The sequence below is a fragment of the Caballeronia sp. LZ029 genome (genome assembly GCF_031451275.1).
In the GTDB taxonomy this organism is placed as follows: Bacteria; Pseudomonadota; Gammaproteobacteria; order Burkholderiales; family Burkholderiaceae; genus Caballeronia; species Caballeronia jiangsuensis.
Window position 1 is genome coordinate 2,933,440 of sequence record NZ_JARUXO010000001.1, and the last position, 14,635, is coordinate 2,948,074.

13 protein-coding genes are annotated in these 14,635 nt (G+C 61.4%); all 13 read left to right on the forward strand.

Going from position 1 to position 14,635, the window contains the following annotated elements; genetic code table 11:
- The first annotated feature begins 1 nt into the window (after position 1).
- The 13 genes from QCE73_RS13845 (at position 2) to QCE73_RS13905 (ending at position 14,611) form a co-directional block, all read left to right on the forward strand.
- Entirely contained in the window at positions 2 to 1,144 is a 1,143-nt protein-coding gene (locus QCE73_RS13845; RefSeq protein ID WP_309881673.1) for a polysaccharide biosynthesis/export family protein, read from the forward strand.
- On the forward strand, positions 1,141 to 1,578 hold the full coding sequence (locus tag QCE73_RS13850; RefSeq protein ID WP_309881674.1) for a low molecular weight protein-tyrosine-phosphatase: 438 nt from the start codon (positions 1,141 to 1,143) through the stop codon (positions 1,576 to 1,578). The genes QCE73_RS13845 and QCE73_RS13850 overlap by 4 nt, the downstream gene beginning before the upstream one ends.
- A complete protein-coding gene (locus QCE73_RS13855) occupies positions 1,575 to 3,788 on the forward strand; it encodes a polysaccharide biosynthesis tyrosine autokinase (protein WP_309881675.1) in 2,214 nt (737 codons plus the stop codon). The genes QCE73_RS13850 and QCE73_RS13855 overlap by 4 nt, the downstream gene beginning before the upstream one ends.
- A gap of 195 nt (positions 3,789 to 3,983) precedes the next feature.
- Complete coding sequence (locus QCE73_RS13860) at positions 3,984 to 5,102, forward strand: hypothetical protein (protein ID WP_309881676.1); 1,119 nt, start codon at positions 3,984 to 3,986, stop codon at positions 5,100 to 5,102.
- Positions 5,103 to 5,129: 27 nt separating this feature from the next.
- Positions 5,130 to 6,131 (forward strand): UDP-N-acetylglucosamine 4,6-dehydratase (inverting), encoded by a 1,002-nt coding sequence (gene pseB / locus QCE73_RS13865; RefSeq protein ID WP_309881678.1) that lies wholly within the window; start codon positions 5,130 to 5,132, stop codon positions 6,129 to 6,131.
- Positions 6,132 to 7,289, forward strand: a complete 1,158-nt coding sequence (gene pseC, locus QCE73_RS13870) for a UDP-4-amino-4,6-dideoxy-N-acetyl-beta-L-altrosamine transaminase (RefSeq protein WP_309881679.1) — start codon at positions 6,132 to 6,134, stop codon at positions 7,287 to 7,289.
- Positions 7,286 to 8,002 carry a pseudaminic acid cytidylyltransferase gene (pseF, locus tag QCE73_RS13875; RefSeq protein WP_309881680.1) on the forward strand — a complete coding sequence of 239 codons (717 nt, stop codon included), beginning with the start codon at positions 7,286 to 7,288 and terminating at the stop codon, positions 8,000 to 8,002. The genes pseC and pseF overlap by 4 nt, the downstream gene beginning before the upstream one ends.
- Complete coding sequence (pseG, locus tag QCE73_RS13880) at positions 7,980 to 9,065, forward strand: UDP-2,4-diacetamido-2,4,6-trideoxy-beta-L-altropyranose hydrolase (protein WP_309881682.1); 1,086 nt, start codon at positions 7,980 to 7,982, stop codon at positions 9,063 to 9,065. The genes pseF and pseG overlap by 23 nt, the downstream gene beginning before the upstream one ends.
- A 39-nt stretch (positions 9,066 to 9,104) precedes the next feature.
- Positions 9,105 to 10,184 carry a pseudaminic acid synthase gene (gene pseI, locus QCE73_RS13885; RefSeq protein ID WP_309881683.1) on the forward strand — a complete coding sequence of 360 codons (1,080 nt, stop codon included), beginning with the start codon at positions 9,105 to 9,107 and terminating at the stop codon, positions 10,182 to 10,184.
- A gap of 24 nt (positions 10,185 to 10,208) precedes the next feature.
- Positions 10,209 to 11,228 (forward strand): hypothetical protein, encoded by a 1,020-nt coding sequence (locus QCE73_RS13890; protein WP_309881684.1) that lies wholly within the window; start codon positions 10,209 to 10,211, stop codon positions 11,226 to 11,228.
- On the forward strand, positions 11,225 to 12,433 hold the full coding sequence (locus QCE73_RS13895) for an O-antigen ligase family protein (protein ID WP_309881686.1): 1,209 nt from the start codon (positions 11,225 to 11,227) through the stop codon (positions 12,431 to 12,433). Before QCE73_RS13890 ends, QCE73_RS13895 begins: the two co-directional genes overlap by 4 nt.
- Before the next feature lie 22 nt (positions 12,434 to 12,455).
- Positions 12,456 to 13,202, forward strand: coding sequence for a WecB/TagA/CpsF family glycosyltransferase (locus tag QCE73_RS13900; RefSeq protein ID WP_309881687.1), 747 nt, complete (start codon positions 12,456 to 12,458; stop codon positions 13,200 to 13,202).
- A complete protein-coding gene (locus QCE73_RS13905; RefSeq protein WP_309881688.1) occupies positions 13,199 to 14,611 on the forward strand; it encodes a right-handed parallel beta-helix repeat-containing protein in 1,413 nt (470 codons plus the stop codon). The genes QCE73_RS13900 and QCE73_RS13905 overlap by 4 nt, the downstream gene beginning before the upstream one ends.
- The last annotated feature ends 24 nt before the right edge of the window (positions 14,612 to 14,635 follow it).

A 14,635-nucleotide genomic window follows, 5' to 3' on the forward strand; every position in this document is an offset into this window, starting at 1 on the left:
CATGAAGCACTCCTTTCCTCGCACCGCAGCGGCCATCGCGCTGGCTGCAATGCTGAGCGCATGTCAGTTCGCGCCCGGCTTTCGCATGCCGGTCGGACCGAACGCGACCGCGAGCGACGGCGATGCCGGCCCGCATATCGAGGCCACCGCCGCGACGCCCGAGATCCCCGTCACGGAACTCGATCTCGCGCTCGTCAAGCGCTACGCCGACCAACGCAAGGCGAACCTGGACGGGCAGGCGAAGCGGCTGTTCGACACGCCGACGGTCTACACGGTCGGCGCGGGCGACGTGCTGCAGATCGTCGTCTGGGATCACCCGGAGTTCGCGGCGGCGCTCGGCTCCAGCCTGAATCAGGGGTCCGCGAAAACGAGCGATCCGGCGGCCGGTTTCGTCGTCGATCAGAAGGGCAATCTGCGCTTTCCTTACGCGGGCACGCTGGCGGTCGCCGGATTGCGCACCGATGAGATTCAGCAAAAGCTCGCTGCCGCGCTGTCGACGTATCTCGTTAAGCCGCAGGTCACCGTGCGGATGGCGTCGTATCGCGCGCGCCAGGTCTATGTCGACGGCCAGGTGCGCGATCCCGGCGCGATTTCGCTGACGGACGTGCCCCTCAGTTTCTACGACGCGATCGCGCGCGCCGGCGGTTTCAACGACAACGCCGATCAAAGCGATGTCGTGCTGGTGCGCGGCGGCGATTCGTATCGGCTCGACGTGCCGCAACTGCTGGCGCAGGGGCTCAACCCGTCGAAGCTGTATCTGAAGGAAGGCGACCTGCTGCGCGTCACGTCGCGCGACGACAACGGCGTCTACGTGATGGGCGAAGTGAACAAGCCGGGCTCGGCCGCCCCGCGCCGCGACGGCCGGCTCACGCTCGCGGATGCGCTCTCGCAGGTGGGCAGCGTCAATTCGAACACGGCGGACACCGCGCAGATGTTCGTGATCCGCCAAGGCGGCGACGCGCCGCGCGTGTATCACCTCGACAGCCGCTCGCCCGTGTCGATGCTCGTGGCGAACGAGTTCGAGCTACAGCCGAAGGATGTCGTTTATGTCGACGGCAGCGGGCTCGTGCGCTTCAACCGCGTGATCAGTTTGCTGATGCCGCTGATCAGCACGGGGCTCACGGCGGGAGTGATCGCGAAATGATTGGGTCCGTGTTGGTGGTGTGCGAGGGGAACATCTGTCGAAGTCCGATGGCGGCCGCGTTGCTCAAGCACGAGTTGCCGCATCTCGATGTCGGATCGGCGGGCACGCACGCGCTGGTCGGCAAGCCCGCCGACGCGGCCGTCGCCGAACTCGCGCGTGAGCACGGCATCACGCTCGATGCGCACGTCGCCACACAACTCGATGCGCCGCTCGCCCGCGCCGCCGACCTGATTCTCACGATGACCACGTCGCAGCGCGAATGGGTCGAGACGGCGTTTCCCTCGACGCGCGGCAAGGTGTTTCGTCTATGCGACGAACACGGCTCGGACATCACCGATCCTTACCGGCGGCACCGCGCGGTGTTCGACCTGGCCTTCGCCCAGATCCGGGAAGGCGTCTCGCAATGGACCCGCACGTTGGCGGAACAACGATGAACGACATTACCCTCAAGCCTTCCTCGTCCGAGCCCGCAACCGGCGACGATGAAATCCGCCTCTCGGAAATTGTCTCCGTGTTGCGCGAGCGTCGCGGGCTGATCGCGGTTGTCGCGGCGTGCACGCTCGCGGCCGGCGCGCTGTATGCGTTTCTCTGGACGCCGACCTATCGCGCCGACGCACTCATTCAGGTCGACGACGACAGCGGCGCAGGCACGCTCAACGACAAGCTCGGCGACCTCGCAGCTCTGTTTCAGAGCAAGTCGAGCGTCGATGCGGAAATCGAACTGATGCGCTCGCGCACGGTGATCGGCGAGGCGGTTTCGCGCCTGCATCTCGATGTCGACGCGCGTCCGCACTATCTGCCGCTCGTCGGCGCGCCTTACGTTCGCTACACCGCCGCCGACGATCTCGCGAGCGCGCCGCTCGGCCTCGCAAGTTATGCGTGGGGCGGCGAGCGCATCGGCGTCTCGACCTTCGAGGTTGCGCCGCGCCAGTTCGACAAGACGTTCACGCTGATTGCCGGTGAAGGCGAGCGCTACGAACTGCAAGACTCCGACGGCACGATCGTCTTGCGCGGCCGCGTCGGTGAAACGGCCACGGCGCAGGGCAGCGACGGACCCGTCAAGCTGCTGGTGACGTCGCTGCTCGCCCGTCCCGGTACGCGCTTCGACGTGAAGCGCGCATCGGCGCAGCAGACCATCGCGGACCTCCAGCAGGCGCTCACGATCGGCGAGAAGGCGAAGCAGTCGGGCATCATCGGCATGTCGCTCGACGGCCCCGACCCGCAACGCATCACGACGACCGTCAATACGATCGCGACGCTTTACGTGCAACGCAACGTCGATCGCAAGTCCGCGCAGGCGCAACAGATGCTCGCGTTCCTCGGCGATCAACTGCCGCAACTGCGCGCCGACCTCGATCGCGCCGAAGCGCGCTACAACGCGTTCCGCGCGAAGCACGGCGCGGTCGATCTGGAAGAGCAAAGCAAGTTGCTGCTGCAGACGGTCGTCGAGAACCGCTCGAAGATCATCGAATTGCAGCAGCAGCGCGCGGAGCTGGTTCAGCGCTACACCGCGAAGCATCCGTCGGTGACGGCGGTCGATGCGCGTATCGGCGAATTGCAGCATCAGTCCGACGAGACCGACAGGCGGATCAACGCGCTGCCCTCGGTGCAGCAGGACGCCGTGCGTCTCTTGCGCGACGTGAAGGTCAGCAACGATCTCTACACGAGCCTGCTCAACAGTACGCAGCAATTGCGCGTACTGAAGGCCGGGCAACTCGGCAACGTCCGCACCGTGGATTACGCGGTCGCGCCCGAGAAGCCCGTCGCACCGAAGAAGGCGCTGGCGCTCGCACTTTCTCTTGCGCTCGGCCTGATGGCCGGCTGCGCGCTCGCGCTCGCGCGGCGCATGTTCAATCGCGGCCTCGAAACCCCGGCGGAAATCGAGCGTGCGCTCGACCTCCCGGTCTACGCGATCATCTCGCACTCCGAGCGGCAGGCGTCGCTCCAGTTGTCGCGCCGTCGCATGCCGACGAAGCCGCAAGTGCTCGCCGACCTCGCGCCGAACGATGTCGCCATCGAAGGCTTGCGCAGCCTGCGCACCGCGCTGCAGTTCGGCGTGGTGAAGCCGCGCAACAACGTGATCATGGTGACGGGGCCGCGTCCGGGCGTCGGCAAGTCGTTCGTGTCGGCGAATTTCGCGACCGTGCTCGCGGCAGGCGGTCAGCGCGTGCTGCTGATCGATGGCGACATGCGCCGCGGCGATCTCCATCGCATGTTCGCGCAGCCCGGAACGCCGGGACTCGCCGAGTTGCTGAACGGCGCCGAACCGGACGCCGTGATTCGTCAGGGCGCGTTGCCGAATCTCGATCTGATCGCCGGCGGCGCCGCTCCCGCTCTGCCCGCCGAGCTATTGATGCGCGAGCGCTTCGCGCGCGTGCTCGACGAACTGCGCGCGCGTTATGACTTCGTGATCATCGATTCGCCGCCGGTGCTGGCTGTGACCGATTCCGGCTTGATAGGCAGACATGCGGGCGCGGCGCTGCTCGTCGCGCGCCATGGATTCCATACCGCGGCGGAGTTGCGTCAGACCGCGCGTCAGCTCGCCAGCGCGGGTGTGCAGGTGGATGGAGTGTTGCTGACCGATACGCCCGCACAAGGAATGGCATACGGGGCGTTTTCTCAGTATGAGAGTCGTGATAGCTGATCCCTTGCGAACTGCCGTGCGTCCGTTCGATCGCCTGAAGCGGAGCCGCTCATGACGCTTGACGACGTGTTCAGCGTCGCGCGCCTGTCGAGGGTTGCGAATGTCTCGCTGCGCGGGCTTACGCTGGTGAGCAAGTTCGTGTTGCTGATCGCCCTCGCGAAATACACGACGCTCGTCGAAGTCGGCCAGTACGGCGTGCTGGCCGCCACGATCGGCTATGCGCTTTTCATTCTCGGGCTGGACTTTTATACCTACAGCACACGGGAGATGTTGAACGTCGACCGGATGCTGTGGCCTGCCTTGTTGCGCAATCAGGCTGTGTTTTACGTCGTCTGTTACGCGACGATGCTGCCGGTCTTCTATCTGGCGCTGAAGTGGTCGGACGCGTTCTCCGATCGGCTGGTCGTCTGGTTCATCGTGCTCGTGATTCTGGAGCATCTCGCGCAGGAGCTCAGTCGCTTGCTGGTCGCGATGTCGCGGCCTGTCTCGGCAACCGTCCTCGGATTCTTGCGAGGCGGCATATGGGTGTTCGCGTGCCTTGCAGTGATGATCGCAATGCCGGCGCTGAGAAGTATCGAGACGGTGCTCGTTTCATGGGCGTGCGGGAGTCTTTGCGCCGTCGCTTTTGGCTTTGCAAGCATTCGCGGATTGCTTGGGCCGAATATGCCTCGAAGCCGTGTCGATTGGCGATGGATATGGCGCGGCGTAAAAATCTGCACCCCGCTGCTCGTTGCGACATTGTCCATTCGCGGACTTTCGGTGTTCGACCGCTACCTGCAGGGCTTTTTTGCGGGCAAGGAAGCGCTCGGCGTCTATATCTTCTATGCGAGTGTGGCCAACGCCATTCAGGCATTCCTCGATGCCGCCGTTTTTTCCTTCCAATATCCCCGCGTGGTCAAAGCCGCGCACAGCAAAGACAGATCCGACTTGGATGCGGCAGTCAGGCAATTGACGCGCGCGACTGTCTTCACGGTGATCGCGCTTTCGCTCGTTGCGTCGATCGGAATCAGGCCGGTGCTGGCGCTGCTGCATCGGCCGATCTACGCCGAACATCTCGGCATGTTCTTCTGGATATTGGCGGGGGTCGTTCTATTTTCGATGAGCATGATTCCGCATTACGTGCTCTACGCGACCCGACGCGATCGGGCCATTCTCGCAGCCAACCTGAGCAGCGTCGCCGTATTCGTCGTCGCGGCTTTTGCTCTCGCGCCGCATCTGCAAACTTTGGCGATTCCAGTTGCCCTCACTGTCGCGTACGGAACCATGTTCGCGTCAAAGCTCGCGCTTTGCCGAAGCTTCGGTGCGTCCAGATAAATCTGCTTCAACCTGAAAGATCGAAACATGTTTAACGATAAGTCCATCCTCATCACCGGCGGCACCGGTTCGTTCGGCAAGAAATACGTCAAGACGATTCTCGCGCGCTACAAGCCGCGCCGTCTGATCATTTTCTCGCGCGACGAACTCAAGCAATTCGAGATGCAGCAGGAATTCAACGATCCGTGCATGCGATATTTCATCGGCGATGTCCGGGACTTCGATCGTCTGCTGCAAGCCATGAACCACGTGGACTTCGTGATTCATGCCGCGGCGCTGAAGCAGGTGCCGGCAGCCGAATACAACCCGATGGAATGCATCAAGACGAATATCCACGGGGCCGAGAACGTCATTCGCGCCGCGCTCGCGAACGACGTGGAAAAGGTCATCGCGCTTTCGACCGACAAGGCAGCGAATCCCATCAATCTGTATGGCGCGACGAAACTCGCGTCCGACAAACTCTTCGTTGCGGCAAACAACATTTCGGGCGGCCACCGGACGCGCTTCGCCGTGGTTCGCTACGGGAATGTGGTCGGGTCCCGTGGCTCCGTCGTGCCGTTCTTCAAGCAGCTCGTGGCATCCGGCGCGACCGCCTTGCCGATCACGCACCCGGAAATGACGCGTTTCTGGATCACGCTGCAGCAGGGCGTCGACTTCGTGCTCACGAATTTCCAGCGCATGCACGGCGGCGAGATCTTCGTGCCGAAGATTCCCTCGATCAGGATTCTCGATCTGGCTCGCGCCATTGCACCGGAAGTCGATACGAAGATCGTCGGTATCCGGCCGGGCGAGAAGCTGCACGAAATCATGTGCCCCGCGGACGATTCGCATCTGACGGTCGAGTTCGCCGATCACTACGTGCTGAGTCCCACGATCATGTTCAACGGACGCGCAGGCGATTTCAGCCGCAACGCGCTCAACGAGCAGGGGCGTCCCGTTAAACAAGGCTTCGAATACAACTCGGGCTCGAACGATCAATTCCTTTCGATCGAGCAGATTCGTGAATTCGACCAACTGGCGCACGCATAAATGATTCCTTACGGCAGACAGGAGATCACGCAGGACGATATCGACGCTGTTGTCGATGTCCTGCGCTCGGATTTCCTCACACAAGGTCCGGCGGTGCCGAACTTCGAGAAAGCGATAGCAACGCGGGTTGGCGCGCGCTTCGGCGTTGCGGTGAATAGCGCGACATCCGCTTTGCATATCGCCTGCCTCAGTCTCGGGCTCGGCGCGGGAGATTGTCTCTGGACGACTCCGATCACGTTCGTCGCGTCAGCGAACTGCGCTCGATATTGCGGCGCGGATGTCGATTTCGTGGATATCGACCCGGCTACGTACAACATCGATATCGAATCGCTCGGGCACAAGCTCGAGGTCGCAAAGAAGGACGGCAAGTTGCCGAAGATTCTGGTGGTCGTTCATCTGTGCGGCCAGCCGTGCGAACTCGAAGCGATTCATGCGTTGAGCCGGCAATATGGATTCCGCGTGATCGAAGACGCTTCCCATGCGATCGGAGCGTCGTACAAAAACGCGCCCATCGGAAACTGCCAATACTCGGATATCACCGTCTTCAGTTTTCATCCCGTGAAAATCATCACGACGGGCGAAGGCGGCATGGCGATGACAAATGACGCGCAACTCGCGAGTCGCATGGAATTGCTGAGGAGTCACGGCATCACACGCGATCCTCTCGCGATGACGCACGCGCCGGACGGCCCTTGGTACTACGAGCAGATCGATCTCGGCTTCAATTACCGGATGACCGACCTGCAGGCCGCGCTCGGATTGACGCAACTGACGCGACTCGATACCTACGTTGCGCGACGCAAGGCCATCGCGGCCCGCTATGACCATCGCCTGAGCGCGTTGCCGGTCCGGACTCCGTTGCAGATCGCGGAAGCGGCATCGGCGTGGCATCTGTATGTGATCCGGCTGCGTCTCGATGAGATCACGCGCTCGCGTGAAGAAGTCGTGCAGGCTTTGCGAACCGCGGGAATCGGCGTCAACGTTCACTACATTCCCGTTCATACGCAGCCGTACTATCAGGCGCTAGGGTTTCGAGGCGGAGATTATCCGCAAGCGGAGCGCTACTACAGCGAGGCGATCAGCCTGCCGGTTTACGCGACGATGAGCGATGCGCAGCAAGACACGGTCGTCGACGCACTCGAGGCGGCGCTGTCATGACGACCGTCGCCATCATTCCCGCTCGCGGCGGCAGCAAGCGGATTCCCGGCAAGAACACGAAGCTGTTCGGTGGCAAGCCGATCATTGCTTGGTCCATCGAGGCCGCGTTGCGCTCGAAGTGCTTCGATCGCGTCGTGGTCTCGACGGACTGCGCGCGAATCGCCGATATCGCACGCGACTTCGGCGCCGAGGTTCCGTTCATGCGTCCGGCCGAACTCGCCGATGACCACGCACCGACCATATCGGTCATGAAGCACGCGCTGTCGTCGCTGGCATGCGAGCCGGAAGACCTGGCCTGCTGCGTCTACGCGACGGCGCCGTTCCTGATGGCCGATGATCTCGCGCGCGGCCTGGACGTGCTGCGAGCATCGAAAGCCGATTTCGCCATCAGCGTCACGACCTTCGCGTTTCCGATTCAGCGCGCGCTGCGCATCACCGCCGAAGATCGCATCGCGATGTTCGATCCACGGAACTATCTCGTGCGGTCGCAGGACTTGGAAGAGGCCTATCACGACGCCGCCCAATTCTATTGGGGCACCGCCGAAGCGTTCCTCGCGGCGCGTCCGATACTCGGCGAAGGCGCCGCGCCCGTGGAAATTCCGCGTTATCGCGTGCAAGACATCGATACGCCTGAAGACTGGATTCAGGCGGAAGCCATGCATGCGGCACTGCGCGATTTGGGAATGACCGATGCGAATCGTTTTCCGGGCTGATTCGTCGCCGGTGATCGGCAGCGGGCACGTGATGCGCTGTCTCGCGCTCGCACAGGCGCTCGCGCAGGCAGGCGCCGAAGTTCACTTCGTGACCACCGCATACGAGGGCCACCTCGGCGCCGTCGTCCGGGCGGCTGGTTTCGCATGCCATGAGCTGATCGCCGTGGACGAGCGCTTATCCATGGACCATCGCGTGTGGACTACGGAATTGATGTCCGCGCATGTTGCCGACGTAGAGCGAACGCTCGCGTCGCTCGGCGCGGTGGACTGGCTCGTCGTCGATCACTATGGGCTGGATGCGCGTTTCGAGACGTCATGCCGCGCCCTTGGGAAGCACATCGTCGTGATCGACGACCTCGCCAATCGCGAGCACGACGCCACCCTGCTAGTCGACCAGAATCTATTCGACGATGCCGACACTCGCTACCGCGATCTGATACCCGCGCACTGTCAGACTCTGCTCGGCCCCGGCTATGCCTTGTTGCGTGAGGAGTTTCGCGCATATCGGCAGGTGCGTCTGAACCGGGCTGCGCATACGGGCTCGCTGCGTGTGCTGGCTTTTTTCGGCGGCGGCGACAGCAGCAACGAGACCGAGAAGTTCCTGTTGGGCTGGCGTACATCGGTCGATGAAGGTCTGTCTGCGGACGTGGTGGTGGGTGGAAGCAATCCGCACATCGGGCGGCTGCGTTCGCTGGCGGAGACGATTCTCAATGTGCGCATTCATCATCAGACACCGGACATGGCGCAGCTCATGGCCGCCAGCGACTATGCATTCGGTGCGTCGGGCAGCGCGAACTGGGAGCGGCTTTGTCTCGGACTGAACGCGAGCGTGGTTTGTGTCGCCGACAACCAGGTTCAAACCGTTAGCGCACTGGTGCGGCAAGGGCTCGTCGATTACATCGGCTGCTCCGACGAAACGAGCCCGTCGACGTATGCGCAAGCATTGCATCGCCTCAAGGCGAATCCAAACGAATACCTTCGCCCCGCAGAGCGCCTGATGAGCGTTGTGGATGGATCGGGCGCGCGACGCGTTGCGCACGCCATCCTCGACATTGCGCGCTGAATGCTGCTTCGGGCTTCTCAACACCATTGACGAATTCGAATGACACAGAAACTCAAGACAACGATGCAGATTGCCGGCAGAGCGATCGGACCGGAGCATCCGCCTTACGTGATCGCCGAGCTTTCTGCCAATCACAACGGCTGTCTGGATACGGCGTTGCGCATCATCGACGTGGCGAAGGAAGCGGGCGCGGCCGCCGTGAAGTTGCAGACGTACCGGCCGGATACGATCACGCTCGATTCGAGAGATCCCGATTTCCTGATTCACGGCGGACTATGGGACGGCAAATCGCTCTATGAGCTCTATCAGTGGGCATATATGCCGTGGGATTGGCACAAGCCGCTGTTCGAGCACGCGCGCCGGCGGGACATAACCATCTTCAGCTCGCCGTTCGACTTTACCGCCGTCGATCTGCTCGAAGATCTGAACGCACCGGCGTACAAGATTGCTTCGTTCGAGGCAGTCGATCTTCCGCTCATCAGGTATGCGGCGAGCACGAAAAAGCCTTTGGTGATTTCGACGGGCATGGCGTTGAAGGATGAAATCAGCGAAGCCATCGACGCTGCGCGCTCGGCCGGCTGTCGCGAACTCGCGATACTTCATTGCGTGAGCGGCTATCCCGCGCTCGCCGAGCATTACAACCTTCACACCATCCGGGACATGATCGACCACTTCGGCGTGGTCGTCGGGCTGTCCGATCACACGCTCGACAACACGACCGCGATCGCGAGCGTGGCGCTCGGTGCATCGATCATCGAAAAGCATGTGACGCTCGACCGCAACGGCGGCGGCCCCGACGACAGCTTCAGCCTCGAGCCCGACGGTCTCCTGGCGCTCACGACCGAAGCGCGGCGTTGCTGGAACGCGATGGGCAAAGTGACCTATCAGGTTCAGGAGAGCGAAGCCCCGAATCAGAAATTCCGGCGCTCTCTGTATATCGTGAAGCCGGTCGCCGCCGGCGATAAGTTCTCGCCTGAAAACGTCCGAAGCATTCGTCCAGGATATGGCCTCGCGCCCAGGCATTACGACGCGCTGATCGGACAGACAGCCCCGCGAGACTTTGCCGCAGGCGAACCGGTGCCGCGCGACATTCTCGCGGCCGACGCGGCCACCCGTTGAGCGCTACTCGCCCGCAAACGTCTTATGTCGACCTTGTTCGTCGTTCAAAACGACACGCATGCTAAGAACTTCAACATCCTTGCCCGCGAGGCAATCGCGCGTGGCGAGGCCGTGTCCATCCTGCTACTGGATGGCGCCACGCACGAATCGACGGAGCGATTCTTCGATGAGAACCTGACTCCATCGATCAACCGTGTCGAACGAACGGCCAGAGCGTTCTATCGATCGGGCGGTTTGCATCGCGCCCGGATCTGCATGCGGTTCCGGTCGTGGGCGCGAGCCGAAATCGGATCGTTCGATCACGTCGTTCTTGGAAACGACGGCGCGTTGCAGAAGATCATCGTCAAGGCTGCGCGAGTCAGAAGGCCGAACTGTCGGGTCACCGTCATGCTCGATGGCTTGCTCACGCGCGAGAAAGGGCGTCGCGCTCTGGCGAAGCGCCGGATGCAACGGCTGGCCGAGCGTCTTAACCTCGACGAGTTCGTTCCGAGCACGGTGGGCGTAAGCCGCATGATCGACGACATAACCGTCATGCACGCATCGGTCGCCGATGTGCTTCGCTTTCACGGTGCAAACGCGCAACGCATCGCGGTTTCGCCATTGCCACGGCACGCTGCGATACGCGCAACCGCGCGCCGCGACGCGTCCGGCAAGAAGCGCATTCTGTTTCTCGGCAGCGCGTACCTCTGGCATGGCGAACAAACCGGTCATGATCGGCAGACAGCGGATTTCGCCGCGTTCAGTCACTTCGCCGCGCGCTCGGCGCATTGCGAATGCCGTCTGCGCATTCATCCGCGCGACGATATCTCCGTCTATCGACAACTCGATCTAACGGGCTTGCAGATCAGCGACGGCAAGACGAGTCTCGAGGAAGATTTGATGTGGTCCGACGTCGTCGTGGCGTCGCGTTCGTCGGGTTTATTCGACGCGACGCTAGCCGGACGACGCGCCGTGGTTTATACGGCGCATTTTCCCGCGCCGGAGGACGACGCGTTCCTGAGTTCGCTCCCCTTTGTCTCGACGTTTGAAGAGCTCGAACAATGAAATCGTCGAGATTGACGGCGCTGGGACTGTATTTCCTGTTCCTTGTGTATCTCCCGTTCACCGGATATTCGTACGTATCCATTCGTGGCGGCTCGCAGATCATCGATAAGGACGTTCGGGCGGCGGTCATTCTTTTGCTGTTCGCGATGATCGCGGCGCTATTCGTGCTAACTCGGAGAGTCGATTCCGTTCCCCGATGCGTCATAGGACTGGGAAGTTTCTTTTTCTACGGACTCGCTATTTCTGCGATGCGCAATTCGCCGCAGGAATACGTCTCTTACTTTTTGCGCATTGCGTCGATCGTGCTCATCTTCTGGATGAGCTATTCGTGGGCGAAGCGCGATCGGGACGAATGGTGGCGCTTCGCACGAAATATCGTTGTCGGAAGCTCGCTGATCTACGTCGCGCAATCCGTGATCGATTTGCTGGCCGGCCGCGCTCTCGCGATGAACGGCGCAATTCGGTTTCCAGGGAGCCTCGGCAGCCCGCCGGGTTATGCGTCCGTCTGCATGATCTTTCTGCTGGCGAACACCTATTTTCTGCTACGCACGAGATCGAAAATTCATCTTGCGCTCTCGTTGCTTCTCGTCGTTTGCTCGTTTCTTACCGGAACGCGCGCGATCGCCGTCGCCGGATTGCTCGTGCTGAGTCTGACAGTGGTTGCGTATCACCGATCGATTTACGTTCGCGCGATCCTGCTGCTCGTCACATTCAGCATCGCGCCATTCGCAATCGGCTGGGTGTTGAACAACACGGAAATAGGTTCGAGAGTCGCGCTTTCACTCGGCGATCAAGGGAATGACACGTCGACCAATTTCCGCTTGATGATTCTCTCCACCTATTTCTCACACATCTCGACTTCGCAGTTCGTGTTCGGCCTCGGCATCGGGGGCTTTCCAAAATGGTTCGAGGCGCAAACGAGCATCCAGGATGTCGGCCCTCATTTCGAGTTCCTGTGGGCGCTGTCCGAGTTGGGCGTCGTCGGCTCCGGTATTTACATCCTCGTGCTTTTCGGCGGAGCGCGATTGGTCCTTTCTCGACGAAGCCAGTCCAGCCGGGCAGAAAGGATTTCGGCGTTGGTTCTGATCCTTTGCCAGCAATTGATATTTCAGTTCACCAATCCGCTCTATTTCTATCAGCTTTGTCTCCCTGCCTTGTTCATGCTGGGCGGAATGCTCGGCAGCGAGCGCGGCAGGAACACGTAATTGTTTTGGGTGGGACGTTTTCGTGCAACACAAGAAGTTCAATCTGGTCAGAATGATATTCGACAGAATCATGTGCAGCGACAGCGACGACTGTTCGGGCCAGTCAGTCATTTTCCTGAACCCTCATTCATACATGATTCTCCGGGACCATCCTGATCTATTCGTGGCGAGCGCCAAGGTAGGAATAGACGGTCAGTTACTCGTGAGAATATTGTCGATATTCTGGTCCAGGCGCATCGATCGCGTGAGTTTCGACATGACGTCTCTCGCACCACGCGTATTTCATGATGCAGCGGCATCGCGAAAAGGCGTGTACATCATCGGATCTACACAAGCCAGTCTCGACCGTGCGATTTCCGTACTGGTCGAAAAATTTCCGGAACTCGATATTTGCGGCAGTCGAAACGGCTACTTTCTGAGCGACGCCGATAGACTTAGTGCTCTGCGTGACGTTATGGACTCCAAAGCGAGTGTGTTAATTTGTGGCATGGGGGCGCCGCATCAGGAACGCTTTCTCCACGAACTCCGGTCTCTCGGCTGGACGGGCACGGGCTACACGTGCGGCGGATTTCTGCACCAGACAGCCCGCAAAGGCGCGCGATATTATCCGGGCTGGATCGATCGCTTCCAGTTGCGCTGGCTCTATCGCATATACGACGAGCCGAAGTTGTTCAAACGCTACTTCTTCGGTTATCCGATAGCCGTGCTTTTCATCGTCAAAGATTGCCTTGGCTATGCGATGAGCAAAGCGTCGAGAACTACCGCATGAATCGCAGACGGCTGATGCTGAAGTCGCTGCTTGCCTTGCAAACGTCCGTAGCGGGTATCGGTCTGCTTGCTCGCGCGGGCAGATCGGTCGCTGCGCGGTTCCCGGAGCCATCGGTGCTCGAAGCGGCGCTGCAGCGGTCCACGGGCGTGCGCTACGGTCCAGGCGATCTCGAGGTTCTCGACTCTTTGTCTGACCTCGTCGCGTACGCGGGACAGGCAAGCCGTGTCTTTCTGCGGAATGCCGGTCTGTCGGTGAAACGGCAAGAGCGTTTCCTTGTCTGCGCTACCAGTGGCAGGCTCGCCGAGGGGCATCTTGCCGATGCATTGGGAAGAACGTGGTTGCCCGATTCCCGGCAACCGGTCGATATCAGACGATTCGGGCCGATGAAAGGCGGCGACTGCACGGCCTCGCTCGAACGCGCACTCGCGCAGCCTGACGTCTACGCGTGGATTCCGCCGGACTTGCGCTGCGCGGCTCTGGATGTGCCGCTTCCTTCTCATGCGACCGTCGTCATCGACGGCGCAATCGAGATGACGACCGGTGCGCCCGTGCGCGCGGCGATGTTCACGAATGCCGATCCCCGGCAGGGCAATTCGCACATCGCGCTCGTCGGCAACGGCAGCATCGACGGTGCCAGGGCGCGCCAGGCATCGGACGCGGAGCACGAACTGATTCACTTCAGCAACTGCTCGTCGATCGCGATACACCTCGCGCGAGCGGGCGGGAACCGTTTTTCCAGGGCCGTCCGCGAGCGTTCGGGTGCGGCAATTCATCTGCTGGGCGGGCGGAATCATTCCATTTCGATCGACTTTCTGGGCGACTACGGCCGGGAGGGCATCTGGCTTTTCGACGTAAGCGACAGCGTCGTCCACGATACGAGCACCCGCGGGGGCGATGAAAGCTGGAGCGGCGTGCAGGTCGGCGGCCCGACGTCGGCGCGCAATAGAATCGCGAGAGTCGCGACGCATCTCGCGGGCGCTTCGGGCATCGGTTGCGACTCGAAGGAGTCGCTGGTGGTGGATTGTTCGAGCCGGGCGAATGCGTACTTCCACGGCTTCAACTTCGGACATGCCGGGCAGCCCGCCGACGATACAACCGGGCTGAGACTCTTTTCCGACTCCGCGGGAACCGAAGGCTCGGCAAGCGCCGACTTCAACGGCTTCAGCATCGTGAACGGCAGTCGACGCGTCAGTCTGATCGACTGCGTGGCCGAGCGGGCGTTCAGAGACGGCTTCAACACCTCGGCGGGCGCCGACGAATCCACGCTGTTTCGCTGCACCGCCTCCGGGTCGGGACGTTACGGCGTCAATGCGTACGGCGCGACAGTCATCGCACGGAACTGCACTTTTCATTCGAATGCAGGCGGATCGATCTCGCCATCGGGCAACGGGCGCGTTCTCGTCGAATAGAGCGGACCTCGGACGATTTCAATG